This window comes from Klebsiella sp. CN_Kp091 (genome assembly GCF_040065095.1).
Classification (GTDB): Bacteria; Pseudomonadota; Gammaproteobacteria; order Enterobacterales; family Enterobacteriaceae; genus Klebsiella; species Klebsiella aerogenes.
On record NZ_JBEAIO010000007.1, the window covers coordinates 125,217 to 146,547 of the forward strand.

General features: G+C 57.9%; 12 protein-coding genes and 2 other RNA genes. 9 read left to right on the forward strand and 5 right to left on the reverse strand.

The window, feature by feature from the left end:
- Position 1 precedes the first annotated feature (1 nt).
- From nirB to ABLV17_RS08485, 3 genes are all read left to right on the forward strand, one after another.
- Positions 2–4,069, forward strand: coding sequence for a nitrite reductase large subunit NirB (gene nirB, locus ABLV17_RS08475; RefSeq protein WP_271031891.1), 4,068 nt, complete (start codon positions 2–4; stop codon positions 4,067–4,069).
- Positions 4,069–6,675 (forward strand): nitrate reductase, encoded by a 2,607-nt coding sequence (locus ABLV17_RS08480; RefSeq protein ID WP_271031890.1) that lies wholly within the window; start codon positions 4,069–4,071, stop codon positions 6,673–6,675. Before nirB ends, ABLV17_RS08480 begins: the two co-directional genes overlap by 1 nt.
- Before the next feature lie 131 nt (positions 6,676–6,806).
- On the forward strand, positions 6,807–8,183 hold the full coding sequence (locus ABLV17_RS08485; protein WP_213793777.1) for a YchO/YchP family invasin: 1,377 nt from the start codon (positions 6,807–6,809) through the stop codon (positions 8,181–8,183).
- Here the strand turns inward: ABLV17_RS08485 and narL are convergent.
- Both narL and narX read right to left on the reverse strand, forming a co-directional pair.
- Positions 8,180–8,830, reverse strand: a complete 651-nt coding sequence (gene narL / locus ABLV17_RS08490) for a two-component system response regulator NarL (protein WP_015705094.1) — start codon at positions 8,828–8,830, stop codon at positions 8,180–8,182. The two genes, ABLV17_RS08485 and narL, sit on opposite strands and share 4 nt — an antisense overlap.
- A 10-nt stretch (positions 8,831–8,840) precedes the next feature.
- A complete protein-coding gene (gene narX / locus ABLV17_RS08495) occupies positions 8,841–10,619 on the reverse strand; it encodes a nitrate/nitrite two-component system sensor histidine kinase NarX (protein WP_213316722.1) in 1,779 nt (592 codons plus the stop codon).
- Between the two features lie 311 nt (positions 10,620–10,930).
- Between narX and ABLV17_RS08500 the strand changes: the two genes are divergently transcribed.
- The 5 genes from ABLV17_RS08500 to narI all read left to right on the forward strand — a co-directional run bounded on the left by ABLV17_RS08500 (position 10,931) and on the right by narI (position 19,366).
- Entirely contained in the window at positions 10,931–12,319 is a 1,389-nt protein-coding gene (locus ABLV17_RS08500; protein ID WP_045393811.1) for a NarK family nitrate/nitrite MFS transporter, read from the forward strand.
- A 387-nt stretch (positions 12,320–12,706) separates the two neighbouring features.
- The gene (locus tag ABLV17_RS08505) at positions 12,707–16,450 is read left to right on the forward strand and encodes a nitrate reductase subunit alpha (protein ID WP_213316724.1); all 3,744 of its coding nucleotides are present in this window, start codon (positions 12,707–12,709) and stop codon (positions 16,448–16,450) included.
- Positions 16,447–17,982 carry a nitrate reductase subunit beta gene (gene narH, locus ABLV17_RS08510; protein WP_087857950.1) on the forward strand — a complete coding sequence of 512 codons (1,536 nt, stop codon included), beginning with the start codon at positions 16,447–16,449 and terminating at the stop codon, positions 17,980–17,982. Before ABLV17_RS08505 ends, narH begins: the two co-directional genes overlap by 4 nt.
- The gene (narJ, locus tag ABLV17_RS08515; RefSeq protein ID WP_045375167.1) at positions 17,979–18,689 is read left to right on the forward strand and encodes a nitrate reductase molybdenum cofactor assembly chaperone; all 711 of its coding nucleotides are present in this window, start codon (positions 17,979–17,981) and stop codon (positions 18,687–18,689) included. The genes narH and narJ overlap by 4 nt, the downstream gene beginning before the upstream one ends.
- Positions 18,689–19,366, forward strand: a complete 678-nt coding sequence (gene narI / locus ABLV17_RS08520) for a respiratory nitrate reductase subunit gamma (RefSeq protein WP_015367083.1) — start codon at positions 18,689–18,691, stop codon at positions 19,364–19,366. Before narJ ends, narI begins: the two co-directional genes overlap by 1 nt.
- Here the strand turns inward: narI and ABLV17_RS08525 are convergent.
- A complete protein-coding gene (locus tag ABLV17_RS08525) occupies positions 19,363–20,259 on the reverse strand; it encodes a DMT family transporter (protein ID WP_271031889.1) in 897 nt (298 codons plus the stop codon). The genes narI and ABLV17_RS08525 overlap by 4 nt on opposite strands.
- Before the next feature lie 107 nt (positions 20,260–20,366).
- Here ABLV17_RS08525 and ABLV17_RS08530 point away from each other — a divergent pair, with 107 nt between their 5' ends.
- The gene (locus ABLV17_RS08530) at positions 20,367–20,810 is read left to right on the forward strand and encodes an Lrp/AsnC family transcriptional regulator (protein ID WP_049056889.1); all 444 of its coding nucleotides are present in this window, start codon (positions 20,367–20,369) and stop codon (positions 20,808–20,810) included.
- A gap of 116 nt (positions 20,811–20,926) precedes the next feature.
- On the opposite strand, the gene ABLV17_RS08535 is transcribed toward ABLV17_RS08530, so the two are convergent.
- Both ABLV17_RS08535 and ABLV17_RS08540 read right to left on the reverse strand, forming a co-directional pair.
- Positions 20,927–21,059, reverse strand: a non-coding RNA gene (locus tag ABLV17_RS08535) — RtT sRNA.
- A gap of 43 nt (positions 21,060–21,102) precedes the next feature.
- Positions 21,103–21,234, reverse strand: a non-coding RNA gene (locus tag ABLV17_RS08540) — RtT sRNA.
- Positions 21,235–21,331 lie beyond the last annotated feature (97 nt).

A 21,331-nucleotide genomic window follows, 5' to 3' on the forward strand; every position in this document is an offset into this window, starting at 1 on the left:
AATGATGCGGCGACTGGTGATTATCGGCAACGGTATGGCGGCAACCCGGCTGGCTGAGAAGCTGGCGGCGCGCGCGCAGGGGCGTTTCATCATCACGCTAATCGGCGATGAACCGCAGCCGGCCTACAACCGCATTCAGCTCTCGCCGGTACTCGGCGGGGAAAAAACGGCGGCGCAAATACGACTGCTGCCGACGGAGTGGTACGCACAGCATGGTGTCCGCGTGCGGCTTGGCGAGGCGGTAAGCGAAGTGGATGTCGCGGGGCGGAGGCTGCGGGTCGGCGGCGACTGGCTGGAATGGGATGAACTGGTGTTCGCCACCGGGTCGCAGCCGTTTATCCCGTCGCTGCCGGGTATTGAGCGCCCTCAGGTATTCGCCTTTCGCACCCTGGCGGATGTTAAAGACATCCTTGCAATCCCCGGCCCGGCGGTGGTAATCGGCGGCGGCGTACTGGGCGTGGAGGCCGCGGCGGCGCTGCGCCGTCACGGTGGGGAAGTGACGCTACTCCATCGCGGTAGCGGTTTGATGGATCCACTTACCGATGCTTTCGCTGCGGAACAGTTAAAACAACAGCTTGAGGCACGCGGCATCCGCTGCGTGCTGGAGAGCCGAATTGCCGCTATTGACGAACAGCATGTGCGGCTGGAAGACGGGCGCACTTTTGCCGCAAGCCGGGTGGTGTTAGCCACCGGCGTGCGGCCGGATATCCGTCTGGCGACGCGCAGCGGCGTAGCCTGCCAGCGGGGGATTATCGTCGACCGCCGGATGGCGACCTCGCTGCCGGGGATCAGCGCTATCGGCGAGTGTTGTGAGATTGACGGCCAAACCTGGGGACTGGTGGCTCCCTGTTTGCGCCAGGCCGATGTGTTAGTTGAACGCCTGTGCGGGGCTCCCGGCGAAGAGTTCAGCTGGCAGGACGGCGGTACCCGGTTGAAGGTCACCGGTATCGAGTTTTTTAGCGCTGGCGAACAGCAGGCCGGCGAGCAGGACCAGATCTACAGCAGTTGGGACCCCATCGATCGCCACTACCGTCGCCTGCTGATCCGCGATGGCCGGCTGCACGGCGTGCTGCTGCTGGGCGACTGCCAGCAGGCGGCGCCGCTTACCGCGCTGCTCGGCAGCGATAGGTCTCCTTCAGCGGAGTGGCTTTTTGACCCTTCTATAACGCAGCCGCGGGCTGCAGGAAAAATGACGATGACTAAACCTGTATTAGTGCTGGTCGGACACGGCATGGTCGGCCACCATTTTCTTGAGCAATGCGTGAGCCGGAACCTGCACCAGCAGTACCGTATCGTGGTCTTTGGCGAAGAGCGCTATGCCGCCTATGACCGGGTTCATCTCTCGGAATATTTCGCCGGGCGCAGTGCAGAGTCGCTATCGCTGGTAGAGGGAGACTTTTTTAGCCAGTACGGGATTGAGCTGCGGCTAGGGGAGACGATCGCGGAAATCGATCGTCCGGCGCGAATCGTGCGCGATGCCCACGGCCATGAAACCCATTGGGATAAGCTGGTGCTGGCGACCGGCTCCTATCCCTTCGTGCCGCCAATCCCCGGTAACGATGAAGAAGGCTGCTTCGTCTATCGTACGCTTGACGATCTTGACCGCATTGCCGCCCGCGCCGCCACTGCGCAGAGCGGGGTGGTCATCGGAGGCGGGCTGTTGGGGCTGGAAGCCGCTAACGCGTTAAAACAGTTGGGGCTTAAGACCCATGTGGTGGAGTTCGCCGCCAACCTGATGGCGGTGCAGTTGGATAACGGCGGCGCGGCGATGCTGCGGGAGAAAATTCTCGATCTGGAGGTTGGCGTGCACACCAGCAAAGCGACGACCGCGATAGTGCGCACCGCCGAGGGGCTGCAGCTTAACTTTGCCGATGGCGATACGCTGCAGACCGATATGGTGGTCTTTTCCGCCGGGATCCGCCCGCAGGATGCGCTGGCGCGCGGCGCAGGCCTGGCAATCGGCGAACGCGGCGGTATCGGTATCGATGACCACTGCCGGACCTCGGACGCAGATATATTGGCGATTGGCGAATGCGCGCTGTGGGACAACAAAATTTATGGCCTGGTGGCGCCGGGCTATCACATGGCGCGCACCGCAGCGGCGCAGTTGGCTGGCGAAGCGGCCCGCTTTAGCGGCGCCGATATGAGCACCAAACTCAAACTGCTCGGCGTGGATGTGGCGTCGTTTGGCGATGCTCACGGACGTACAGCTGGTTGCCAGAGCTATCAATGGACCGATGGTCCGCGGCAGATCTACAAAAAGATCGTTGTTAGCGCTGATGGCAAAACGCTGCTGGGCGGCGTACTGGTGGGCGATGCCGGTGACTACGCGACGCTGTTGCAGATGATGCTGAACGGCATGGCGCTACCGTCTCGTCCGGAAAGTCTGATCCTCCCCGCGATGGATGGGGCCACGACGAAAGCGCTGGGCGTGGCGGCGCTGCCGGATAGCGCGCAGATTTGCTCTTGCCATAACGTCAGTAAGGGGGACATTTGCCAGGCGGTCAGCGCCGGAGCGGGCGATATGGCGGCGATAAAAAGCTGCACTAAAGCGGCGACCGGCTGCGGGGGCTGTAGCGCGCTGGTCAAACAGGTGATGGAACACCAGCTTACCGGACAGGGCATCGAGGTAAAAAAAGATATCTGCGAGCATTTTCCGTGGTCGCGGCAGGAGATCTATCATCTGGTACGAGTCAACCACATCCATACCTTCGATCAGCTCATTAGCCGTTACGGGCAGGGCCACGGCTGTGAAGTGTGTAAACCGCTGGTGGCGTCGGTACTGGCCTCCTGCTGGAATGAGTATCTGCTGAAACCAGCGCATCTGCCGCTGCAGGACACCAACGATCGCTACTTCGCCAATATTCAGAAAGACGGCACTTACTCGGTGGTGCCGCGGATGGCCGCAGGCGAAGTGACACCGGATGGGCTTATCGCTATTGGTCAGATCGCCAAACGTTACCAGCTGTACAGTAAAGTGACAGGAGGACAGCGTATCGACCTGTTTGGCGCGCGGCTGGAGCAACTGCCGGACATCTGGCGCGAACTGGCGGCGGCGGGATTTGAAACCGGACACGCCTACGGCAAATCATTACGCACGGTAAAATCCTGCGTCGGCTCGACCTGGTGCCGCTATGGGGTTCAGGATTCAACGGGGCTGGCGGTAAGGCTTGAACATCGTTACAAGGGGCTGCGCGCGCCGCACAAAATCAAAATGGCGGTCTCGGGCTGTACCCGCGAATGTGCCGAAGCGCAAGGTAAAGACATCGGGGTTATTGCGACTGAAAAGGGCTGGAATCTATACGTCTGCGGCAACGGCGGGATGAAACCGCGCCATGCGGACCTCTTTGCGAGCGACCTTGACGACGCCAGCCTAATCCGTACCGTCGATCGGTTGTTGATGTTTTATATTCGCACCGCTGACCGCCTGCAGCGCACCAGTAGCTGGATGGATAACCTTGAAGGCGGCGTGGCGTATCTACGCGAGGTGATCTTGCACGATAGTCTCGGTATCGGCGATGAGCTGGAGCAGGAGATGGCGCGGGTGGTGGATAGCTACCAGTGCGAATGGCAGACCACCCTGAACGATCCACAGCGGCTGGCGCTATTTCGTTCCTACGTTAACAGCGATGAGGCCGATGAGGCGGTGCAGCGGCAAATCCTGCGCGGTCAGCCGCAGTTGGTGGCGCCGCAAGGGCTTGGGCAACCGGTCCTGCCGTCGCGACCGTGGCAGGCGATCTGCGACCTGGACGCGATCCCACCGCAGGCGGGGATCGGCGCGCGCCTCGGCGAACGGCAGATTGCGCTGTTCCGCTTCGGCGAGCAAGTTTATGCGCTGGATAACCAGGAACCCGGCAGCGAGGCCAACGTGTTATCGCGCGGTATTTTAGGCGACGCGGGCGGCGAGCCGATCGTCATTTCGCCGCTCTATAAACAGCGGATTCGCTTGCGAGACGGTCGCTTGTACGACAGCTGCGAGCCGTCGGTGCGCGCGTGGCCGGTGAAGATCGAACAGGGCAAAGTGTGGGTCGGCAACCAGGCATTGCTGCTGCGCGCGGAGGCGAGCTGATGAGCGAAACCCGAACCACCTGCCCATACTGCGGCGTCGGCTGCGGAGTTATCGCCCGCGTTGAACCCAGTGGAACCGTCACGGTTCGCGGCGATGAAAACCATCCTGCCAACTTTGGCCGCTTGTGCGTAAAAGGGGCGGCGCTTGGGGAAACGACCTCGCTTACCGGGCGATTATTACATCCTGAAGTCGATGGCCGGGCGGTCGGCTGGCCGCAGGCGCTGGCGGAGGCGGGTTCACGTCTGCGCGACATTATTGAGCGCTACGGCCCGCAGGCGGTCGCGTTTTACGCCTCAGGCCAGCTGTTAACTGAGGATTATTACGCCGCCAACAAGCTGATGAAGGGCTTTATCGGCGCCGCCAATATCGATACGAATTCGCGGTTATGTATGTCATCGGCGGTCACCGGCTATAAGCGGGCGCTCGGCGCGGACGTCGTGCCGTGCAGCTATGAAGATGTCGAGCAAAGCGATCTGGTTGTGCTGGTGGGCTCCAACGCCGCCTGGACGCATCCGGTTCTCTATCAGCGGTTGGCGCAGGCGAAACGCGATAATCCGCGGTTGCGGATCGTGGTGGTGGATCCGCGACGCACCGCGACCTGCGATATTGCCGACGATCATCTGGCCTTGGCGCCTGGTAGCGATGGCGGGCTATTTGTCGGCCTGCTTAATGCCATTGCCGCCAGCGGTGAAATGGCGGCGGGTTTTCGCGACCAGCGGCAGGCGCTGACCATCGCCGCGCAATGGAGCGTGGAAAAAGCGGCCGCTTTCTGCGGCCTGGCGCCGGAGCAGGTGGCTCGCTTTTATCGTGATTTTATCGCTGCGCCGCGCGCCATCACGCTGTACACCATGGGAATTAATCAGTCCGCCAGCGGCAGCGATAAGTGCAACGCGATTATCAATGTCCATCTTGCCAGCGGGAAGTTTGCCCGCCGCGGCTGCGGGCCGTTTTCGCTGACCGGTCAACCCAACGCCATGGGTGGGCGTGAAGTGGGGGGATTGGCGACGATGATGGCGGCGCATATGAATTTTGAGCCGCAGGATCTGCAGCGATTAGCGCGCTTTTGGGGCAGCGAGCGACTGGCGCAGACGCCGGGGCTAACCGCCGTCGAACTCTTCGCCGCGATTGGACGCGGCGAGGTCAAAGCGGTGTGGATTATGGGGACCAATCCGGTGGTCTCACTGCCCGATAGCCACGCGGTGAGTCAGGCGCTGTCCAGGTGTCCGCTGGTGATGGTCTCCGATGTCGCCGCCAATACTGATACCGGTCGCTTTGCCCATATCCGCTTTCCGGCGCTGGCATGGGGCGAAAAAAACGGTACCGTGACTAACTCGGAGCGGCGAATTTCGCGTCAGCGGGCTTTTTTGCCGCCGCCGGGGGAGGCGAAAGCCGACTGGTGGATCATTTCCCGTCTCGCCGCCGAATTAGGTTATGCCCGGGCTTTTTCATGGCAACATCCGCATGAGGTGTTTTGTGAACATGCGGCGCTCTCAGGGTTTGAAAATGACGGTCAGCGGGCGTTTGATATTGGAGGGCTGGCGGACCTCAGCCGGGAGGCGTGGGATGCCCTGGCGCCGGTGCGCTGGCCGGTGAGCCGCAGCGCCGCGCCCTGGCGGTTAACGGAGGGCTGGCACGGCGACGGCAGGTTGCGGATGGTGCCGGTGTCGCCGCAGCCGACCCGGGCGCGGACCGAGGCATTTTATCCATTGATCCTCAATAGCGGACGTATTCGCGATCAGTGGCATACCATGACCCGCACCGGCGACATACCGCGGTTGATGCAGCATATTGCCGAACCGGTCGTCGAGGTGGCGCCTGCCGATGCTCGTCGATTTGAATTACGTGAGGGAGAACTGGCTCGCCTCTGGTCGCGCCACGGCGTGATGATTGCAAAGGTGATAGTTAGCGAAGGGCAGCGCGCCGGTTCGCTCTTTGTGCCGATGCACTGGAATAATCAGTTTGCCCGCCAGGGACGGGTCAATAATTTACTGGCGGCGGTCACCGATCCGCATTCCGGCCAGCCGGAGAGCAAGCAGTCGGCGGTAGCAATAGCGCCGTGGCGGCCGCTGTGGCAAGGGGAGCTATTATCTCGCGAGCCCTTGCCGTTGCCATCCTCGCTGCACTGGCGGCGGCGGGCGGCGGTAGGGCTCAGCCATTTGTCGCTGGCCGCGGACACCGGCCCGCAAAGCTGGCTGACCGAGTGGTGTCGCAAGCAGGGATGGCAGTTGCAAATTGCCGAGGGCGGCGGGCTGTGGAACCTACTGGCCTGGCACGACGGGCAATTGATGCTCGGCTGCTGGAGCGATATTAAGCCGCCGCAAATCGATGCTGAATGGCTGTATACGGCGTTTCGGACGCCGCCGCAGACCGCCGGGCTACGCCATGCGTTGCTCAGCGGCCGTAAGGGCGGCGACAGCGCGCCGCGTGGGCAGACTATCTGCAGTTGCTTTAGTATCGGTGAGCGGCAGATAGGCGAGGCTATTGCCGGCGGTTGCGTCAGCGTAGAGGCGCTTGGCGCGAAGCTCAAGTGCGGCACCAACTGTGGTTCCTGTATTCCGGAACTCAAAGCGCTGCTGGCGGCAAATCAAACTCGAACGCCGGTTTGATGATAGGGGAAAGCAAACGCCAACCGGTTTCAGTTTATTCCTGGAATGGCCCACAGGGCTGCGGGGAAGGGCAAAAAACGATAAACTAACGTGATGTTGTTATTCCCCGTGAGCTTACGTTAATCCGTTTGATGCCTTTGCCGTACCGCTTAACCCCATCACTGACGCTTCTCCTGCTGCTGACAGGCGCTCCCGCCTGGGCGCTGATTGCCAACGATAGCAGTATGCCGCCGCAAACTACGCTGCCCGATTTAGGGATAGCGCCGCAGGTCGACGACGATGCCAAACATTTCGCCGAGATGGCCAAGAAATTCGGCGAAGCCAGCATGAGCGATAACGGACTCACCACCGGCGAGCAGGCGCGAATGTTCGCCATCGGCAAAATCGGCAATGAGTTCAGCCATCATCTGGAAAACTGGCTGTCGCCGTGGGGGAATGCCAATATCGACCTGTTGGTGGATAAAGAGGGTAACTTCACCGGCAGCAAGGGGAGTTGGTTTGTGCCGCTGCAGGACAATGAACGTTACCTCACCTGGAATCAATATTCGGTTACCCGGCGCGAGAACGATCTGGTGGGCAATGTTGGGCTCGGCCAGCGCTGGCGTGTCGGTGGCTGGCTGCTGGGCTATAACTCCTTTTACGACAAAGTGCTCAGCGAGAGTCTGGCGCGCGGCAGTATCGGCGCGGAAGCCTGGGGCGAGTACTTGCGCTTATCGGCCAACTATTACCACCCACTTGGCGACTGGCAGTTGCGGGAAAATCAGACCCAGGAGCAGCGGATGGCCGTCGGTTATGACGTGACTGCCCAGGCACGATTGCCGTTTTATCAGCACATCAATACCAGCGTCAGCGTTGAACAGTATTTCGGCGATAGTGTCGATCTGTTTCATTCCGGTACCGGATATCACAATCCGGTGGCGGTTTCGGTGGGACTGAATTACACCCCGGTACCGCTGGTGACGGTTACCGCTAAACACAAACAGGGTGAAAATGGCGTCAGCCAGAATAATGTCGGCCTGAAGCTGAATTATCGTTTTGGGGTACCGCTGAAACAGCAACTGGCGGCGGATGAAGTGGCTATCAGCAACTCGCTGCGCGGCAGCCGCTACGATAGCCCGGAACGCGATAATCTGCCGGTAGTGGAATATCGACAGCGTAAGAATCTGACGGTCTATCTGGCGACGCCGCCGTGGGATTTGCACTCAGGCGAAACGGTACAGCTGAAGCTGCAAATTAATAGCCTGCACGGCATTAAATCACTGCATTGGCAGGGGGACACTCAGGCGCTAAGCCTGACGCCGCCGGTTAATGCCAACAGTGCGGATGGCTGGAGCATCATTATGCCAGTGTGGAACAGCGAGCCGGGCGCGGTGAATCGCTGGCGTCTGTCGGTGGTGGTTGAAGATAAATCGGGTCAGCGCGTCTCTTCCAATGAGATCGCACTGGCGCTGACCGAGCCGCTGGTGACGTTTACGGCTCCCGACGTTTCCTGGACGGAATCGCCTTAGAAGATCCGTTCCTGGTGAACCCAGACGGCGGCTTCAACCCGTGATTTCAGCTTCATTTTCTTCAGCATATGTTTCACGTGCACTTTAACGGTGCTTTCGGTGATATCCAGGCGGCGGGCAATCATTTTGTTCGGCAGGCCCTGGGCAATCAGCTTCAGGATATCGCGCTCGCGCGGGGTCAGCTGGCTGATGTCGCGGTCGGACGTGGCGCGATTAGCGCGCAGGCTGGCGGCCAGTACCGGGGTTAACGCTTCGCTTAATACCATTTCGCCTGCAGCGGCCTGCTGCAGCGCTTTCAGCAGATCTTCTGGTTCCATATCTTTCAACAGGTAGCCGTCGGCGCCGCGTTTCAGGGCGGTCACTACGTCCTCTTCATGATTGGAGACGCTGAATACCACTACGCGGCCGGAGAGCGATTTTTCCCGCAGCTTGTCGAGCGTTTCGAGGCCGTTCATGCCCGGCATATTAAGGTCCAGTAGAATCAGGTCCGGATCCAGCGATTCCGCCAGTTCGATACCTTGTTCGCCATTACTGGCTTCGCCGATAACCTGAATGTCCGGCGCCATGCTAACCAGTTGCTTTACGCCAGTGCGCAGCATGGGATGATCATCAATGAGAAGGATGGTTGCCCGTTCCTGTTGACTCATAGGGGTCTCCTTATTGGATTGAAAACGATTTTTCCGGGATAAACGTCACCACGACTTCGGTACCGCCGGTCTCCCGGCGGCGCACCTGACAGTCGCCGCGCAAGCTTTGCGCGCGATCCCGCATAATAATTAAACCGTAATGGTTACTTCGCTCCGCGTTTTCCGGTACCCCGCGGCCGTTATCGGCAACGACTAAACGTACCTGATTATCGCGTTGTGACACGGTCACGGTGACTTCCGTCGCGTTGGCATGCTTCAACGCATTGCTTAACGCCTCGCGGGCGATCTGCAGCAGGTGAATCGCCTGATGCGACGGGACAAAACGCGGCGGCAACTGATAATCCAGTTGTACCGTGAAACCAAAGTGCGCGCTGTACTCCTGACAGCTGGCCTCCAGCGCCGGGCGCAGACCCGCCTCGGTAAGCTGCAGGCGGAAGGTGGTTAACAGCTCCCTTAGCTGCGCCCATGAGGTATTGAGTTCGTTGCGGATCTGCCCCAACAGCAGCCGGCTTTCATCCGGCAGGCTATCGCCCTGCATCTGCAGACAGCTGACCTGCATCTTCATGCACGAGAGTGACTGGGCGATAGAGTCGTGAAGCTCGCGGGCGATGGTCGCACGCTCTTCCATCACGATGAGCTGCTGCTGTTTTTCCTGATGGCGATCCAGCGCCAGGGTGCTGGTCAACTGCTCCACCAGCGTATCCACCAGTTGCTGTTGGTCATGGCTGAGATGGCGGCCAACCGGCAGCGTTGCCAGCAGAATGCCATATTGATTATGCGCGTCTGAAAGTCGCCATTTCAACGTCGTGCCGCCATCCGGCAGCGGGGGAAGATCGCGCGGACACAGATAGCAGCCTTTATCATCGCATTCGATATCGGAGTGGCAGGCAAACTCCTGATGATTGTCTTCATCCTCGAGGTCATACACCCGCACTTCAATATCACGTAGCAACGTCAGCCCTTGCAGACCGTTCAGCACCGGTGAGATGCGCTCGCACAGCGGGGCGCTGGAGTGTAACCGACGGTTGGCCTGCCATAAAAAGGCCAGGATCTCGTTTTTCTGCTCGAGGCCGGCGGTCTTTTCCTGTACCCGTCGTTCAAGCACGGCGTAGCTTTCCGCCAGCTCTTCCGACATGTTATTCAACGCCATGCCGAGGGTCGCCATTTCGTTGCGCCCGCTAATGTGCGCGCGCTGGGTAAAGTCGCGCTGGCTGACCGCCCGCGCCATACCCAGTAACTGTTTCCACGGTCGCAGCAGACGGGCGCGTAGCCAGATGATGGTAAAGATCAGCAGCAGCGCCATGCCAACGGCGAGGATCCGGTGGATCCAGACCACGCGCTCGATACGCTGTTCGGTGGTGTGGTCGAAAGCGGTCACCAACTGGTCAATACGGTCGACAAAGTCGGCGACATCCTGTGCCACGTCGCTTTGCCTGACGGCCTGTTTCATGCCTGGTCCCAGCGACAACTGCCAATATTGCTGTAGCGCTTTCAGCTGGACTTCCTGGCCGTCACGACGCGCGGAGTATTGCAACTCCGGGCTGAAAACGGTAGCGGTCATATCGTTAAACAGTTTTTGATCGTTGTCCGTTAGCGGAATAGCCGCCAGCAGGCGGTAGCTCTGCATACGCAACGAGCCGGCCTTGTTAATGGCGTGGGCGCTGCCCTGCACCCCATGCACCAGGCGGGCGGATATCGCCATGCCGGCCACGCCGATGATGGTGGCGAGCAGCACGATTAACGCCAGCTGATTAACCAACGTGAGCGGCGTAAAAAGACGTTTTAACATGGAATGGGTGGCTCCTGATGGGTCATCTCTCCGGGAGTGGCGCTTATTCTCAGCTATCCCCTGGAGTATACCCATACCCCTAAGGTATTACTCCTTAATTGTCGGTGGTAGACGCCGTGGTGGGAGGGATAACCAGAAACCCGGCAGCCGCGTGAAAAACCACACTTTTTTTCTCATAATTATCTACTCACTTCGGAGCATGATTTATTTTTGCACAAAATGGCCCGCGCTTTTCCTTTGATTTATATCAACTTACAGCCTTGAGCAACCCCTAAGGTAGCATCAGGAAATATGAATAATCAGAGGTATCTATGAGTCACTCTTCAATCCCGGAGAAGGCTAACAGCTCAGTCATCACCGACTGGCGTCCTGAAGATCCTGAGTTTTGGCAACAGCGCGGCCACCGTGTGGCGAGCCGTAATTTGTGGATCTCCGTTCCCTGCCTTTTACTAGCGTTCTGCGTCTGGATGTTGTTCAGCGCCGTCGCCGTGAATCTTAATAAAGTTGGCTTTCAGTTTACTACCGATCAGCTGTTTATGCTGACCGCGCTCCCGGCCCTTTCCGGCGCATTGCTGCGCGTACCTTATGCCTTTATGGTCCCGCTGTTCGGCGGCCGCCGCTGGACGGCCTTTAGTACCGGCATCATGATTATTCCGTGCGTATGGCTGGGCTTCGCGGTACAGGATACCTCTACGCCGTTTAGCGTGTTCGTGATTATCTCTCTGCTGTGCGGCTTTGCCGGCGCTAACTTTGCATCCAGCATGGCGAACATCAGCTTCTTCTTCCCGAAAGAGAAGCAGGGCGGCGCGCTGGGTGTTAACGGTGGGCTTGGCAACATGGGCGTCAGCGTGATGCAGCTGGTTGCGCCGCTGGTGGTCTCGCTCTCTATCTTTGCCGTATTTGGCGGAAGCGGTAGCGAGCAACCGGATGGCTCAATGCTGTATCTGGAAAACGCCGCGTGGATCTGGGTGCCTTTCCTGATTATCTTTACCCTGGCAGCGTGGTTCTTTATGAACGACCTGTCGGCCTCGAAAGCGTCACTGAGCGAACAGTTGCCGGTACTTAAACGCCTGCATCTGTGGATTATGGCGCTGCTGTATCTGGCGACCTTCGGATCCTTCATCGGTTTCTCCGCCGGGTTTGCGATGCTGTCTAAAACCCAGTTCCCGGACGTGCAGATCCTACACTATGCCTTCTTCGGTCCGTTTATTGGCGCGCTGGCGCGCTCGATGGGCGGCGCGATTTCCGACCGTCTCGGCGGGACCCGCGTGACGCTGGTGAACTTCGTGGTGATGGCTATTTTCTGCGCGTTACTGTTCCTGACTTTGCCGACAAATGGTCAGGGCGGCAACTTCATCGCCTTCTTCGCGGTATTTATGGTGCTGTTCCTGACCGCCGGGCTGGGCAGCGCCTCTACCTTCCAGATGATTTCCGTTATTTTCCGTAAGCTTACGATGGATCGCGTGAAAGCGCAGGGTGGTAGCGAAGCGCAGGCGATGCGTGAAGCGGCAACGGATACCGCCGCGGCGCTGGGCTTTATTTCGGCGATTGGCGCGATCGGTGGTTTCTTTATTCCGAAAGCATTTGGTATTTCGCTGGATCTGACCGGCTCGCCGGCCGGGGCAATGAAAGTCTTCCTCGTGTTCTATATTGCCTGCGTAGTGATCACATGGGCGGTATACGGCCGTAAACAGAAATAAGTCTTTTCTTAACGGTAAGTGACAGGGCGCGCCACAGGGTGCGCCCTTTTTATTATTTGTTGTTAGTTACAACATACTTTTAATCTGCGCAAGGTTGTTGAATTCAGGGAGATAACTATCGATATGCTATCTACCACTTAATACCTAAGCGTGGCATAAATCCCGGTTAACATTCTGTCATATTTAAAATAATCCTTATAAAACAATTGGATATTTAATAAATATCGTTACTACTTTGGTGGTATCTGCGGGTTGGGTGCGGATTTATAAGCTATTTCGCATTGATCGCCATCAATTCTCCTCCTCCGACATGGCGCTATTTTCGCTGCAAATCCAGCAATGTCGATTTATCAGAGAGCCGTCAGGCTCCATATCAGGAGAAACCCGATGAGTAAATTTCTGGACCGGTTTCGCTACTTCAAACAGAAGGGTGAAACCTTTGCCGATGGGCACGGCCAGCTTCTTAAAACCAACCGGGATTGGGAGGATGGATACCGCCAGCGTTGGCAGCATGACAAAATCGTGCGTTCCACTCACGGTGTGAACTGCACCGGCTCATGCAGCTGGAAAATTTATGTCAAAAATGGCCTGGTCACCTGGGAAACCCAGCAGACCGATTATCCGCGCACCCGCCCCGATCTGCCGAACCATGAGCCACGCGGCTGCCCGCGCGGCGCCAGCTACTCCTGGTATCTGTATAGCGCTAACCGCCTGAAATATCCGCTGATGCGTAAGCGTCTGATGAAGATGTGGCGTGAAGCGAAAGTTCAGCATAGCGATCCGGTTGAGGCATGGGCTTCTATTATTGAAGATGCCGATAAAGCGAAAAGCTTTAAACAGGCCCGCGGCCGCGGCGGTTTTGTTCGTTCTTCATGGAAAGAAGTGAACGAACTGATTGCCGCCTCAAACGTCTACACCGTCAAAACTTACGGTCCAGACCGCGTGGCAGGCTTCTCGCCAATCCCGGCGATGTCTATGGTTTCCTACGCGTCCGGCGCCCGTTACCTGTCGTTGATTGGCGGTACCTGCCTGAGCTTCTACGACTGGTACTGCGACCTGCCGCCGGCCTCGCCGATGACCTGGGGCGAACAGACCGACGTGCCAGAATCCGCCGACTGGTACAACTCCAGCTATATCATCGCCTGGGGTTCCAACGTCCCGCAGACCCGTACCCCGGACGCGCACTTCTTTACCGAAGTTCGCTACAAAGGGACCAAAACCGTGGCGATTACTCCGGACTATGCCGAAATCGCCAAGCTGTGCGATCTGTGGCTGGCGCCGAAGCAGGGTACCGATGCCGCGATGGCGCTGGCGATGGGCCACGTCATGCTGCGTGAGTTCCACCTCGATAAACCGAGCCAGTACTTCACCGATTACGTACGTCGCTACACCGACATGCCGATGCTGGTTATGCTCGAAGAGCGCGACGGCTACTATGCCGCTGGCCGTATGCTGCGCGCTGCCGACCTGGTTGACTCCCTGGGCCAGGAGCAGAATCCGGAATGGAAAACCGTCGCCTTTGACGAGAAGGGCGAAATGACCGTACCTAACGGTTCTCTGGGCTTCCGCTGGGGTGACAAAGGCAAGTGGAACCTCGAGCAGCGCGATGGTAAAACCGGCGAAGAGATTGAACTGCGTCTGAGCCTGCTTGGCAGCCACGACGATATCGCCAACGTCGGCTTCCCATACTTTGGCGGCGAAGGTTCCGAGCATTTCAACAAAGTCGACCTCGAAAACATTCTGCTGCACAAACTGCCGGTAAAACGCCTGCAGATGGCCGACGGCTCCACCGCGCTGGTGACCACCGTTTATGACCTGACCATGGCGAACTACGGCCTGGAGCGCGGTCTGAACGATGAAAACTGCGCCACCAGCTACGATGACGTCAAAGCGTACACTCCGGCCTGGGCAGAAAAAATCACCGGCGTACCCCGCGCGCATATCATCCGTACTGCTCGTGAATTTGCCGATAACGCCGATAAGACCCATGGCCGCTCGATGATTATCGTCGGTGCGGGCCTGAACCACTGGTTCCACTTGGACATGAACTACCGCGGGCTGATCAACATGCTGATCTTCTGCGGCTGCGTTGGCCAGAGCGGCGGTGGCTGGGCGCATTACGTTGGTCAGGAAAAACTGCGTCCGCAGACCGGCTGGCAGCCGCTGGCGTTCGCCCTCGACTGGCAGCGTCCGGCACGCCACATGAACAGTACATCGTACTTCTATAACCACTCCAGCCAGTGGCGTTATGAAACGGTCACCGCGCAGGAACTGCTGTCGCCGATGGCGGATAAATCCCGCTACAGCGGACATCTGATCGACTTCAACGTGCGCGCTGAGCGTATGGGCTGGCTGCCGTCGGCGCCGCAGCTGGGCGTGAACCCGCTGCGTATTGCTGACGAAGCGAAGAAAGCCGGCATGACGCCGGTCGATTACACCGTGAAATCGCTGAAAGAGGGGTCTATTCGCTTTGCGGCCGAACAGCCGGAGAACGGTAAAAACCATCCGCGTAACCTGTTTATCTGGCGTTCCAACCTGCTGGGTTCCTCCGGTAAAGGCCATGAATACATGCTCAAGTACCTGCTGGGTACCGAGAATGGTATTCAGGGCAAAGACCTTGGCAAGCAGGGCGGCGTGAAGCCGGAAGAAGTTGAATGGCGGGATAACGGTCTCGACGGCAAACTGGATCTGGTCGTTACGCTCGACTTCCGTCTGTCGAGCACCTGTCTGTACTCTGACATCGTGCTGCCGACCGCAACCTGGTACGAAAAAGACGACATGAATACTTCGGATATGCATCCGTTTATTCACCCGCTGTCTGCCGCCGTTGACCCGGCCTGGGAATCCAAAAGCGACTGGGACATCTATAAAGGTATCGCTAAGAAATTCTCTGAAGTCTGCGTAGGCCACCTCGGCAAAGAAACCGACGTCGTGACGCTGCCGATTCAGCACGATTCCGCCGCAGAAATGGCGCAGCCGTTTGACGTTAAAGACTGGAAAAAAGGCGAATGTGACCTGATCCCAGGTAAAACCGCTCCGCATATTATTCCGGTCGAGCGCGATTACCCGGCGACCTACGAGCGCTTCACCTCTATCGGCCCGCTGCTGGAAACCATCGGCAACGGCGGTAAAGGTATCGCCTGGAATACCCAGAGCGAGATGGATCTGCTGCGTAAGCTCAACTACACCAAGGCGGAAGGCCCGGCGAAAGGCCAGCCGAAGCTGGAGACCGCTATCGACGCCGCCGAGATGATCCTCACTCTGGCGCCGGAAACCAACGGTCAGGTAGCCGTGAAGGCGTGGAAAGCGCTGAGCGAATTTACCGGCCGCGAGCATGCGCACCTGGCGCTGAATAAAGAAGACGAGAAGATCCGCTTCCGCGATATTCAGGCGCAGCCGCGTAAGATCATCTCCAGCCCGACCTGGTCTGGCCTGGAAGACGAACATGTCTCCTATAACGCTGGCTACACCAACGTTCACGAGCTGATCCCGTGGCGTACGCTGTCCGGCCGTCAGTCGCTGTATCAGGATCACCAGTGGATGCGCGACTTTGGCGAAAGCCTGCTGGTCTATCGTCCGCCGATTGACACCCGTTCGGTGAAAGCGGTGATGGGCGAGAAGTCCAACGGCAATAAGGAGAAGGCGCTGAACTTCCTGACGCCGCACCAGAAGTGGGGGATTCACTCGACCTACAGCGATAACCTGCTGATGCTGACCCTGTCGCGCGGCGGGCCGATCGTCTGGATGAGCGAAGCGGACGCGAAAGATTTGGGTATCGAAGATAACGACTGGATCGAAGTATTTAACGCCAACGGCGCCCTGACGGCGCGTGCGGTAGTGAGCCAGCGCGTACCGGCCGGAATGACCATGATGTACCACGCGCAGGAACGTATCGTTAACCTGCCGGGCTCTGAAGTCACCGGTCAGCGCGGCGGTATCCACAACTCGGTTACCCGTATTACGCCAAAACCGACCCATATGATCGGCGGCTACGGCCACCTGGCGTACGGCTTTAACTACTATGGCACCGTCGGTTCCAACCGCGATGAGTTTGTTGTGGTACGTAAGATGAAGAACATTAACTGGTTAGACGGCGAAGGTAATGACCAGGTACAGGAGAGCGTAAAATGAAAATTCGTTCACAAGTCGGCATGGTGCTGAATCTCGATAAATGCATCGGCTGCCATACCTGCTCCGTAACCTGCAAAAACGTCTGGACTAGTCGTGAAGGGATGGAGTACGCCTGGTTCAACAACGTAGAAAGTAAGCCGGGCGTCGGTTTCCCGAACGACTGGGAAAACCAGGAAAAATGGAAAGGCGGCTGGATCCGCAAAATCAACGGAAAACTGCAGCCGCGTATGGGCAACCGCGCGATGCTGCTGGGTAAAATCTTCGCCAACCCGCATCTGCCGGGAATCGATGATTACTACGAGCCGTTTGATTTTGACTACCAGAATCTGCATAACGCGCCGGAAAGCAAACATCAGCCGATCGCCCGTCCGCGCTCGCTGATTACCGGCCAGCGGATGGACAAAATTACCAGCGGCCCGAACTGGGAAGAGATCCTCGGCGGCGAGTTTGAAAAACGCGCCAAAGACCAGAACTTCGAAAATATGCAGAAGGCGATGTACGGCCAGTTCGAAAACACCTTCATGATGTATCTGCCGCGCCTGTGCGAGCACTGCCTGAACCCGGCGTGCGTCGCGACCTGCCCGAGCGGCGCCATCTATAAGCGTGAAGAGGACGGTATTGTCCTGATCGACCAGGACAAGTGCCGCGGCTGGCGTATGTGCATCACCGGTTGCCCGTACAAGAAGATCTACTTCAACTGGAAGAGCGGGAAATCCGAGAAATGCATCTTCTGCTACCCGCGTATTGAATCAGGCATGCCGACGGTGTGTTCCGAAACCTGTGTGGGCCGTATCCGCTATCTCGGTGTCCTGCTATACGACGCGGACGCGATTGAAAACGCCGCCAGCACCGAGAACGAGAAAGATCTGTATCAGCGTCAGCTGGACGTCTTCCTCGATCCAAACGATCCAAAAGTGATTGAGCAGGCGTTAAAAGATGGCGTCCCGCAGGGGGTCATTGAAGCCGCGCAGCAGTCGCCGGTTTACAAAATGGCGATGGACTGGAAGCTGGCGCTGCCGCTGCACCCGGAATATCGCACCCTGCCAATGGTCTGGTATGTGCCGCCTCTGTCGCCGATTCAGTCCGCCGCCGATGCGGGCGAACTGGGTAGCAACGGGATCCTGCCGGACGTAGAAAGCCTGCGTATTCCAGTCCAGTATCTGGCGAATCTGCTGACCGCGGGCGATACCCAGCCGGTACTGTTGGCGCTGAAACGTATGCTGGCGATGCGCCACTTCAAACGTGCGGAAACCGTCGACGGCGTCGTTGATACCCGCGCGCTGGAAGAGGTGGGGCTGAGCGAAGCGCAGGCGCAGGAGATGTACCGCTATCTGGCCATCGCTAACTACGAAGACCGTTTCGTGGTGCCGAGTAGCCATCGTGAACAGGCCCGCGATGCCTTCCCGGAGAAGAGCGGCTGCGGCTTTACCTTCGGCGATGGTTGCCACGGTTCTGATAGCGAATTCAACCTGTTCAACAGCCGTCGTATCGACGCCATTGACGTTACCAGCAAAACGGAGCCGCACTCATGATTGAACTCGTGATTGTGTCGCGTCTGCTCGAATACCCTGACGCTGCCTTATGGCAGCATCAGCAGGAGATGTTCGAGGCTCTCGCGTCATCGGAAAAACTCGCCAAAGAAGATGCCCAGGCGCTGGGCGTTTTCCTGCGCGATTTAGTGGCTCAGGATCCGCTGGACGCCCAGTCTGCGTACAGCGAGCTGTTTGACCGCGGCCGTGCTACTTCGCTGCTGCTGTTTGAACATGTCCACGGCGAGTCCCGCGATCGCGGGCAGGCGATGGTCGACCTGATGGCGCAGTACGAGCGCCACGGCCTGCTGCTGGATAGCCATGAGCTGCCGGATCACCTGCCGCTGTATCTGGAGTATCTGGCGCAGCTGCCGGAAGAGGAAGCGCTTGGCGGCCTGCGGGACGTTGCGCCGATCCTCGGCCTGCTCAGCGCGCGTCTGCAACAGCGCGAAAGCCGCTATGCGATGCTGTTCGAGCTGCTGTTGAAGCTTGCCAATACACAGGTCGATAGCCAGAAAGTGGCGGAGAAGATCGCCGACGAGGCCCGCGACGATACACCGCAGGCGTTGGATGCCGTTTGGGAAGAAGAGCAGGTCAAATTCTTTGCCGACCAGGGCTGCGGCGAGTCGGAGATTTCCGCTCACCAGCGTCGTTTTGCCGGAGCCGTGGCCCCGCAATATTTGAATATCTCTAACGGAGGACAGCACTAATGCACTTCCTGAATATGTTCTTCTTTGACATTTATCCGTACATTGCGGGTTCGGTGTTCCTTATTGGCAGCTGGCTGCGCTACGACTACGGTCAGTACACCTGGCGCGCCGCCTCCAGTCAGATGCTGGATCGTAAAGGGATGAACCTGGCGTCAAACCTGTTCCATATCGGGATCCTGGGTATTTTCGCCGGTCACTTCCTCGGCATGCTGACCCCGCACTGGATGTATGAGTCCTTCCTGCCGATCGACGTGAAGCAGAAGATGGCCATGTTTGCCGGCGGCGCGTGCGGCGTGATGACGTTGGTGGGCGGTTTACTGCTGCTTAAGCGCCGTCTGCTGAGCCCACGCGTTCGCGCTACCACCACCACAGCGGATATTCTGATCCTCTCGTTGTTGATGGTGCAATGCGCGCTGGGACTGCTGACCATTCCATTCTCCGCCCAGCATATGGACGGTAGCGAAATGATGAAACTGGTCGGTTGGGCGCAGTCGGTGGTCACCTTCCACGGCGGAGCTTCGCAGCATCTCGATGGCGTGGCGTTTGTCTTCCGCGTTCACCTGGTGCTGGGGATGACGCTGTTCCTGCTGTTCCCGTTCTCTCGTCTGGTTCACATCTGGAGCGCGCCGGTCGAGTACCTGACGCGCAAATACCAGATTGTGCGCGCGCGTCGCTAGTTCATTCGCGACGGCTGACTCACCCCGCCATGGCGGGGTTTTTTTTCGCCCCAACCAAGGTTGTTGCCGGCAGCGGCAAGCAGAATCAGTACCCCTCCAGCCAACTGCAGCGGCGCCAGCGCATGATGGAAAACCAGATAGTCAACCAGAATGGCCACCAGCGGATAGATAAACGAGAGCGAACCGGTGACCGGCGTCGGCAATTTTTGAATCGCGCTATATAAAAGCTGGTACATAATCCCGGTATGGACGATGCCGAGGATTAACAAATAGCGCCAGGGAAAATGGCTATTAAATTCGGGGTGATGAACCAGCGGTAAAAGCATCACCGTGCCGACGATAACCTGAATAAAAGCGATATGCTGCGCCGGTAGCGGCTGCAGTTTGCGGGCGATAATGGCGGTCAGGGCATAGAAAAATGCCGCGCCTAACGCCAGGATAATACCAGTGACGAGATTATCGTTGTGGGAGGGAGTCAGTTCGCTCGACAGCAGAATCACCACGCCGCCAAAGGCCAGCAGTAACCATCCCCATTTTACTGCGCTTACCTTTTCACCCAGCATCATGCTCAGTAATACCAGCATAAAGGGCTGGGTATTGTAGACCACGGTGGCCATCCCGATAGAAACGCGTGAGTAGGCGGCAAAAAGCAGAAGCCAGTTGATGACCAGCGCGACGCCGCCAAGGATTGCCAGCGCCAGAGTGAGGCGCGTCAGGCGGCTGAAGGGCTGTCGACTTAACAAAATAAACAGCAGTAATGCGACCGCGCCAATAAGACAACGCCAGAACACCACATCAATCACCGGTAACCCTGAGAGCAGCACGAACGCGCCAATCGAGCCGGAAATTATCATCGCCAGACTCATTTGCCAGACACCACGAGAAAGCTGCATATATCACCTCCAGAAGTTTTCCATTATTGTCGTGAAAAGCCTGACAGCTTGATATATCTGAATTAAGGTAAGAACAAATGAATGCCTTTATTTATTAGGTGAAATAAATGGAATACATAATTGATGAAATAGACCGGGCGATTCTTGCCTGCCTGACGCAAGATGCCAGAGTTTCGCTTAAGGTATTGAGTGCGCAGGTGGGATTGACCTCGCCGAGTACCGCCGAGCGGGTAAAACGCCTTGAGGAAAAAGGGGTGATTCAGGGTTATAGCGCGCGGGTTAATCTGGCGGCGTTGGGATATAGCCTGCAGGCATTAGTTCGAGTGAGACCGCTACCGGGATTGCTGCAAAAAGTGGATAAATATATCCAGGCGATGCCGGAGTGTATTGAAAGCGACAAGGTCACCGGAGAGGATTGTTTTGTTATGCGTCTCGTGGTCCGTGATATTGCGCAGTTGGATACGATATTGGATGGTCTCGCGGAGTATGCGCAGTGCAATACGTCGGTGGTGAAGAGTTCACCGGTAAAAAGACGATTGCCCCCGCTGTGAGTTTTCCCGGAGGCGGTGCTGCGCACCTGTCCTGGCTACCAAACGGCACCACCTGTAGCCTCGCTAAGCGAAGCGCGAGCGAGGAGATAGCAGAACAGGTGGCTGAAGAGAGTGCAACAGGAGTGGGGAAGGATTACTCGGCGCTAAAGCGCCTCGCCCTTCGGGCCGTTGCCTGCGGCAGCGTTCTCTCGCTGGCGCTCGAGTCGAACCTTAATCGAAGCTTCTCATCCTTCCCCGTAGGGCAGAACATAGAATATCGTAGGTAGATTAAACTGGGTATGACATGGAGAGATGGTGGTGGGGGAAGGATTACTCGGCGCTAAGCGCCTCGCCCTTCGGGCCGTTGCCTGCGGCAACGTTCTCTCGCTGACGCTCGAGTCGAACCTTAATCGAAGCTTCTCATCCTTCCCCGTAGGGCAGAATATTAAGTATTGTAGGTAGATTAAACTGGGTATGACATGGGGAGATGGTGGTGGGGGAAGGATTCGAACCTTCGAAGTCGATGACGGCAGATTTACAGT

What these genes read in the sequence shown, in the direction of transcription:
- nirB (WP_271031891.1), top strand. Translation starts at nt 2, where the DNA reads ATGATGCGGCGACTGGTGATTATCGGCAACGGTATGGCGGCAACCCGG.
- ABLV17_RS08480 (WP_271031890.1), top strand. Translation starts at nt 4,069, where the DNA reads ATGAGCGAAACCCGAACCACCTGCCCATACTGCGGCGTCGGCTGCGGA.
- ABLV17_RS08485 (WP_213793777.1), top strand. Translation starts at nt 6,807, where the DNA reads ATGCCTTTGCCGTACCGCTTAACCCCATCACTGACGCTTCTCCTGCTG.
- narL (WP_015705094.1), bottom strand. Translation starts at nt 8,830, where the DNA reads ATGAGTCAACAGGAACGGGCAACCATCCTTCTCATTGATGATCATCCC.
- narX (WP_213316722.1), bottom strand. Translation starts at nt 10,619, where the DNA reads ATGTTAAAACGTCTTTTTACGCCGCTCACGTTGGTTAATCAGCTGGCG.
- ABLV17_RS08500 (WP_045393811.1), top strand. Translation starts at nt 10,931, where the DNA reads ATGAGTCACTCTTCAATCCCGGAGAAGGCTAACAGCTCAGTCATCACC.
- ABLV17_RS08505 (WP_213316724.1), top strand. Translation starts at nt 12,707, where the DNA reads ATGAGTAAATTTCTGGACCGGTTTCGCTACTTCAAACAGAAGGGTGAA.
- narH (WP_087857950.1), top strand. Translation starts at nt 16,447, where the DNA reads ATGAAAATTCGTTCACAAGTCGGCATGGTGCTGAATCTCGATAAATGC.
- narJ (WP_045375167.1), top strand. Translation starts at nt 17,979, where the DNA reads ATGATTGAACTCGTGATTGTGTCGCGTCTGCTCGAATACCCTGACGCT.
- narI (WP_015367083.1), top strand. Translation starts at nt 18,689, where the DNA reads ATGCACTTCCTGAATATGTTCTTCTTTGACATTTATCCGTACATTGCG.
- ABLV17_RS08525 (WP_271031889.1), bottom strand. Translation starts at nt 20,259, where the DNA reads ATGCAGCTTTCTCGTGGTGTCTGGCAAATGAGTCTGGCGATGATAATT.
- ABLV17_RS08530 (WP_049056889.1), top strand. Translation starts at nt 20,367, where the DNA reads ATGGAATACATAATTGATGAAATAGACCGGGCGATTCTTGCCTGCCTG.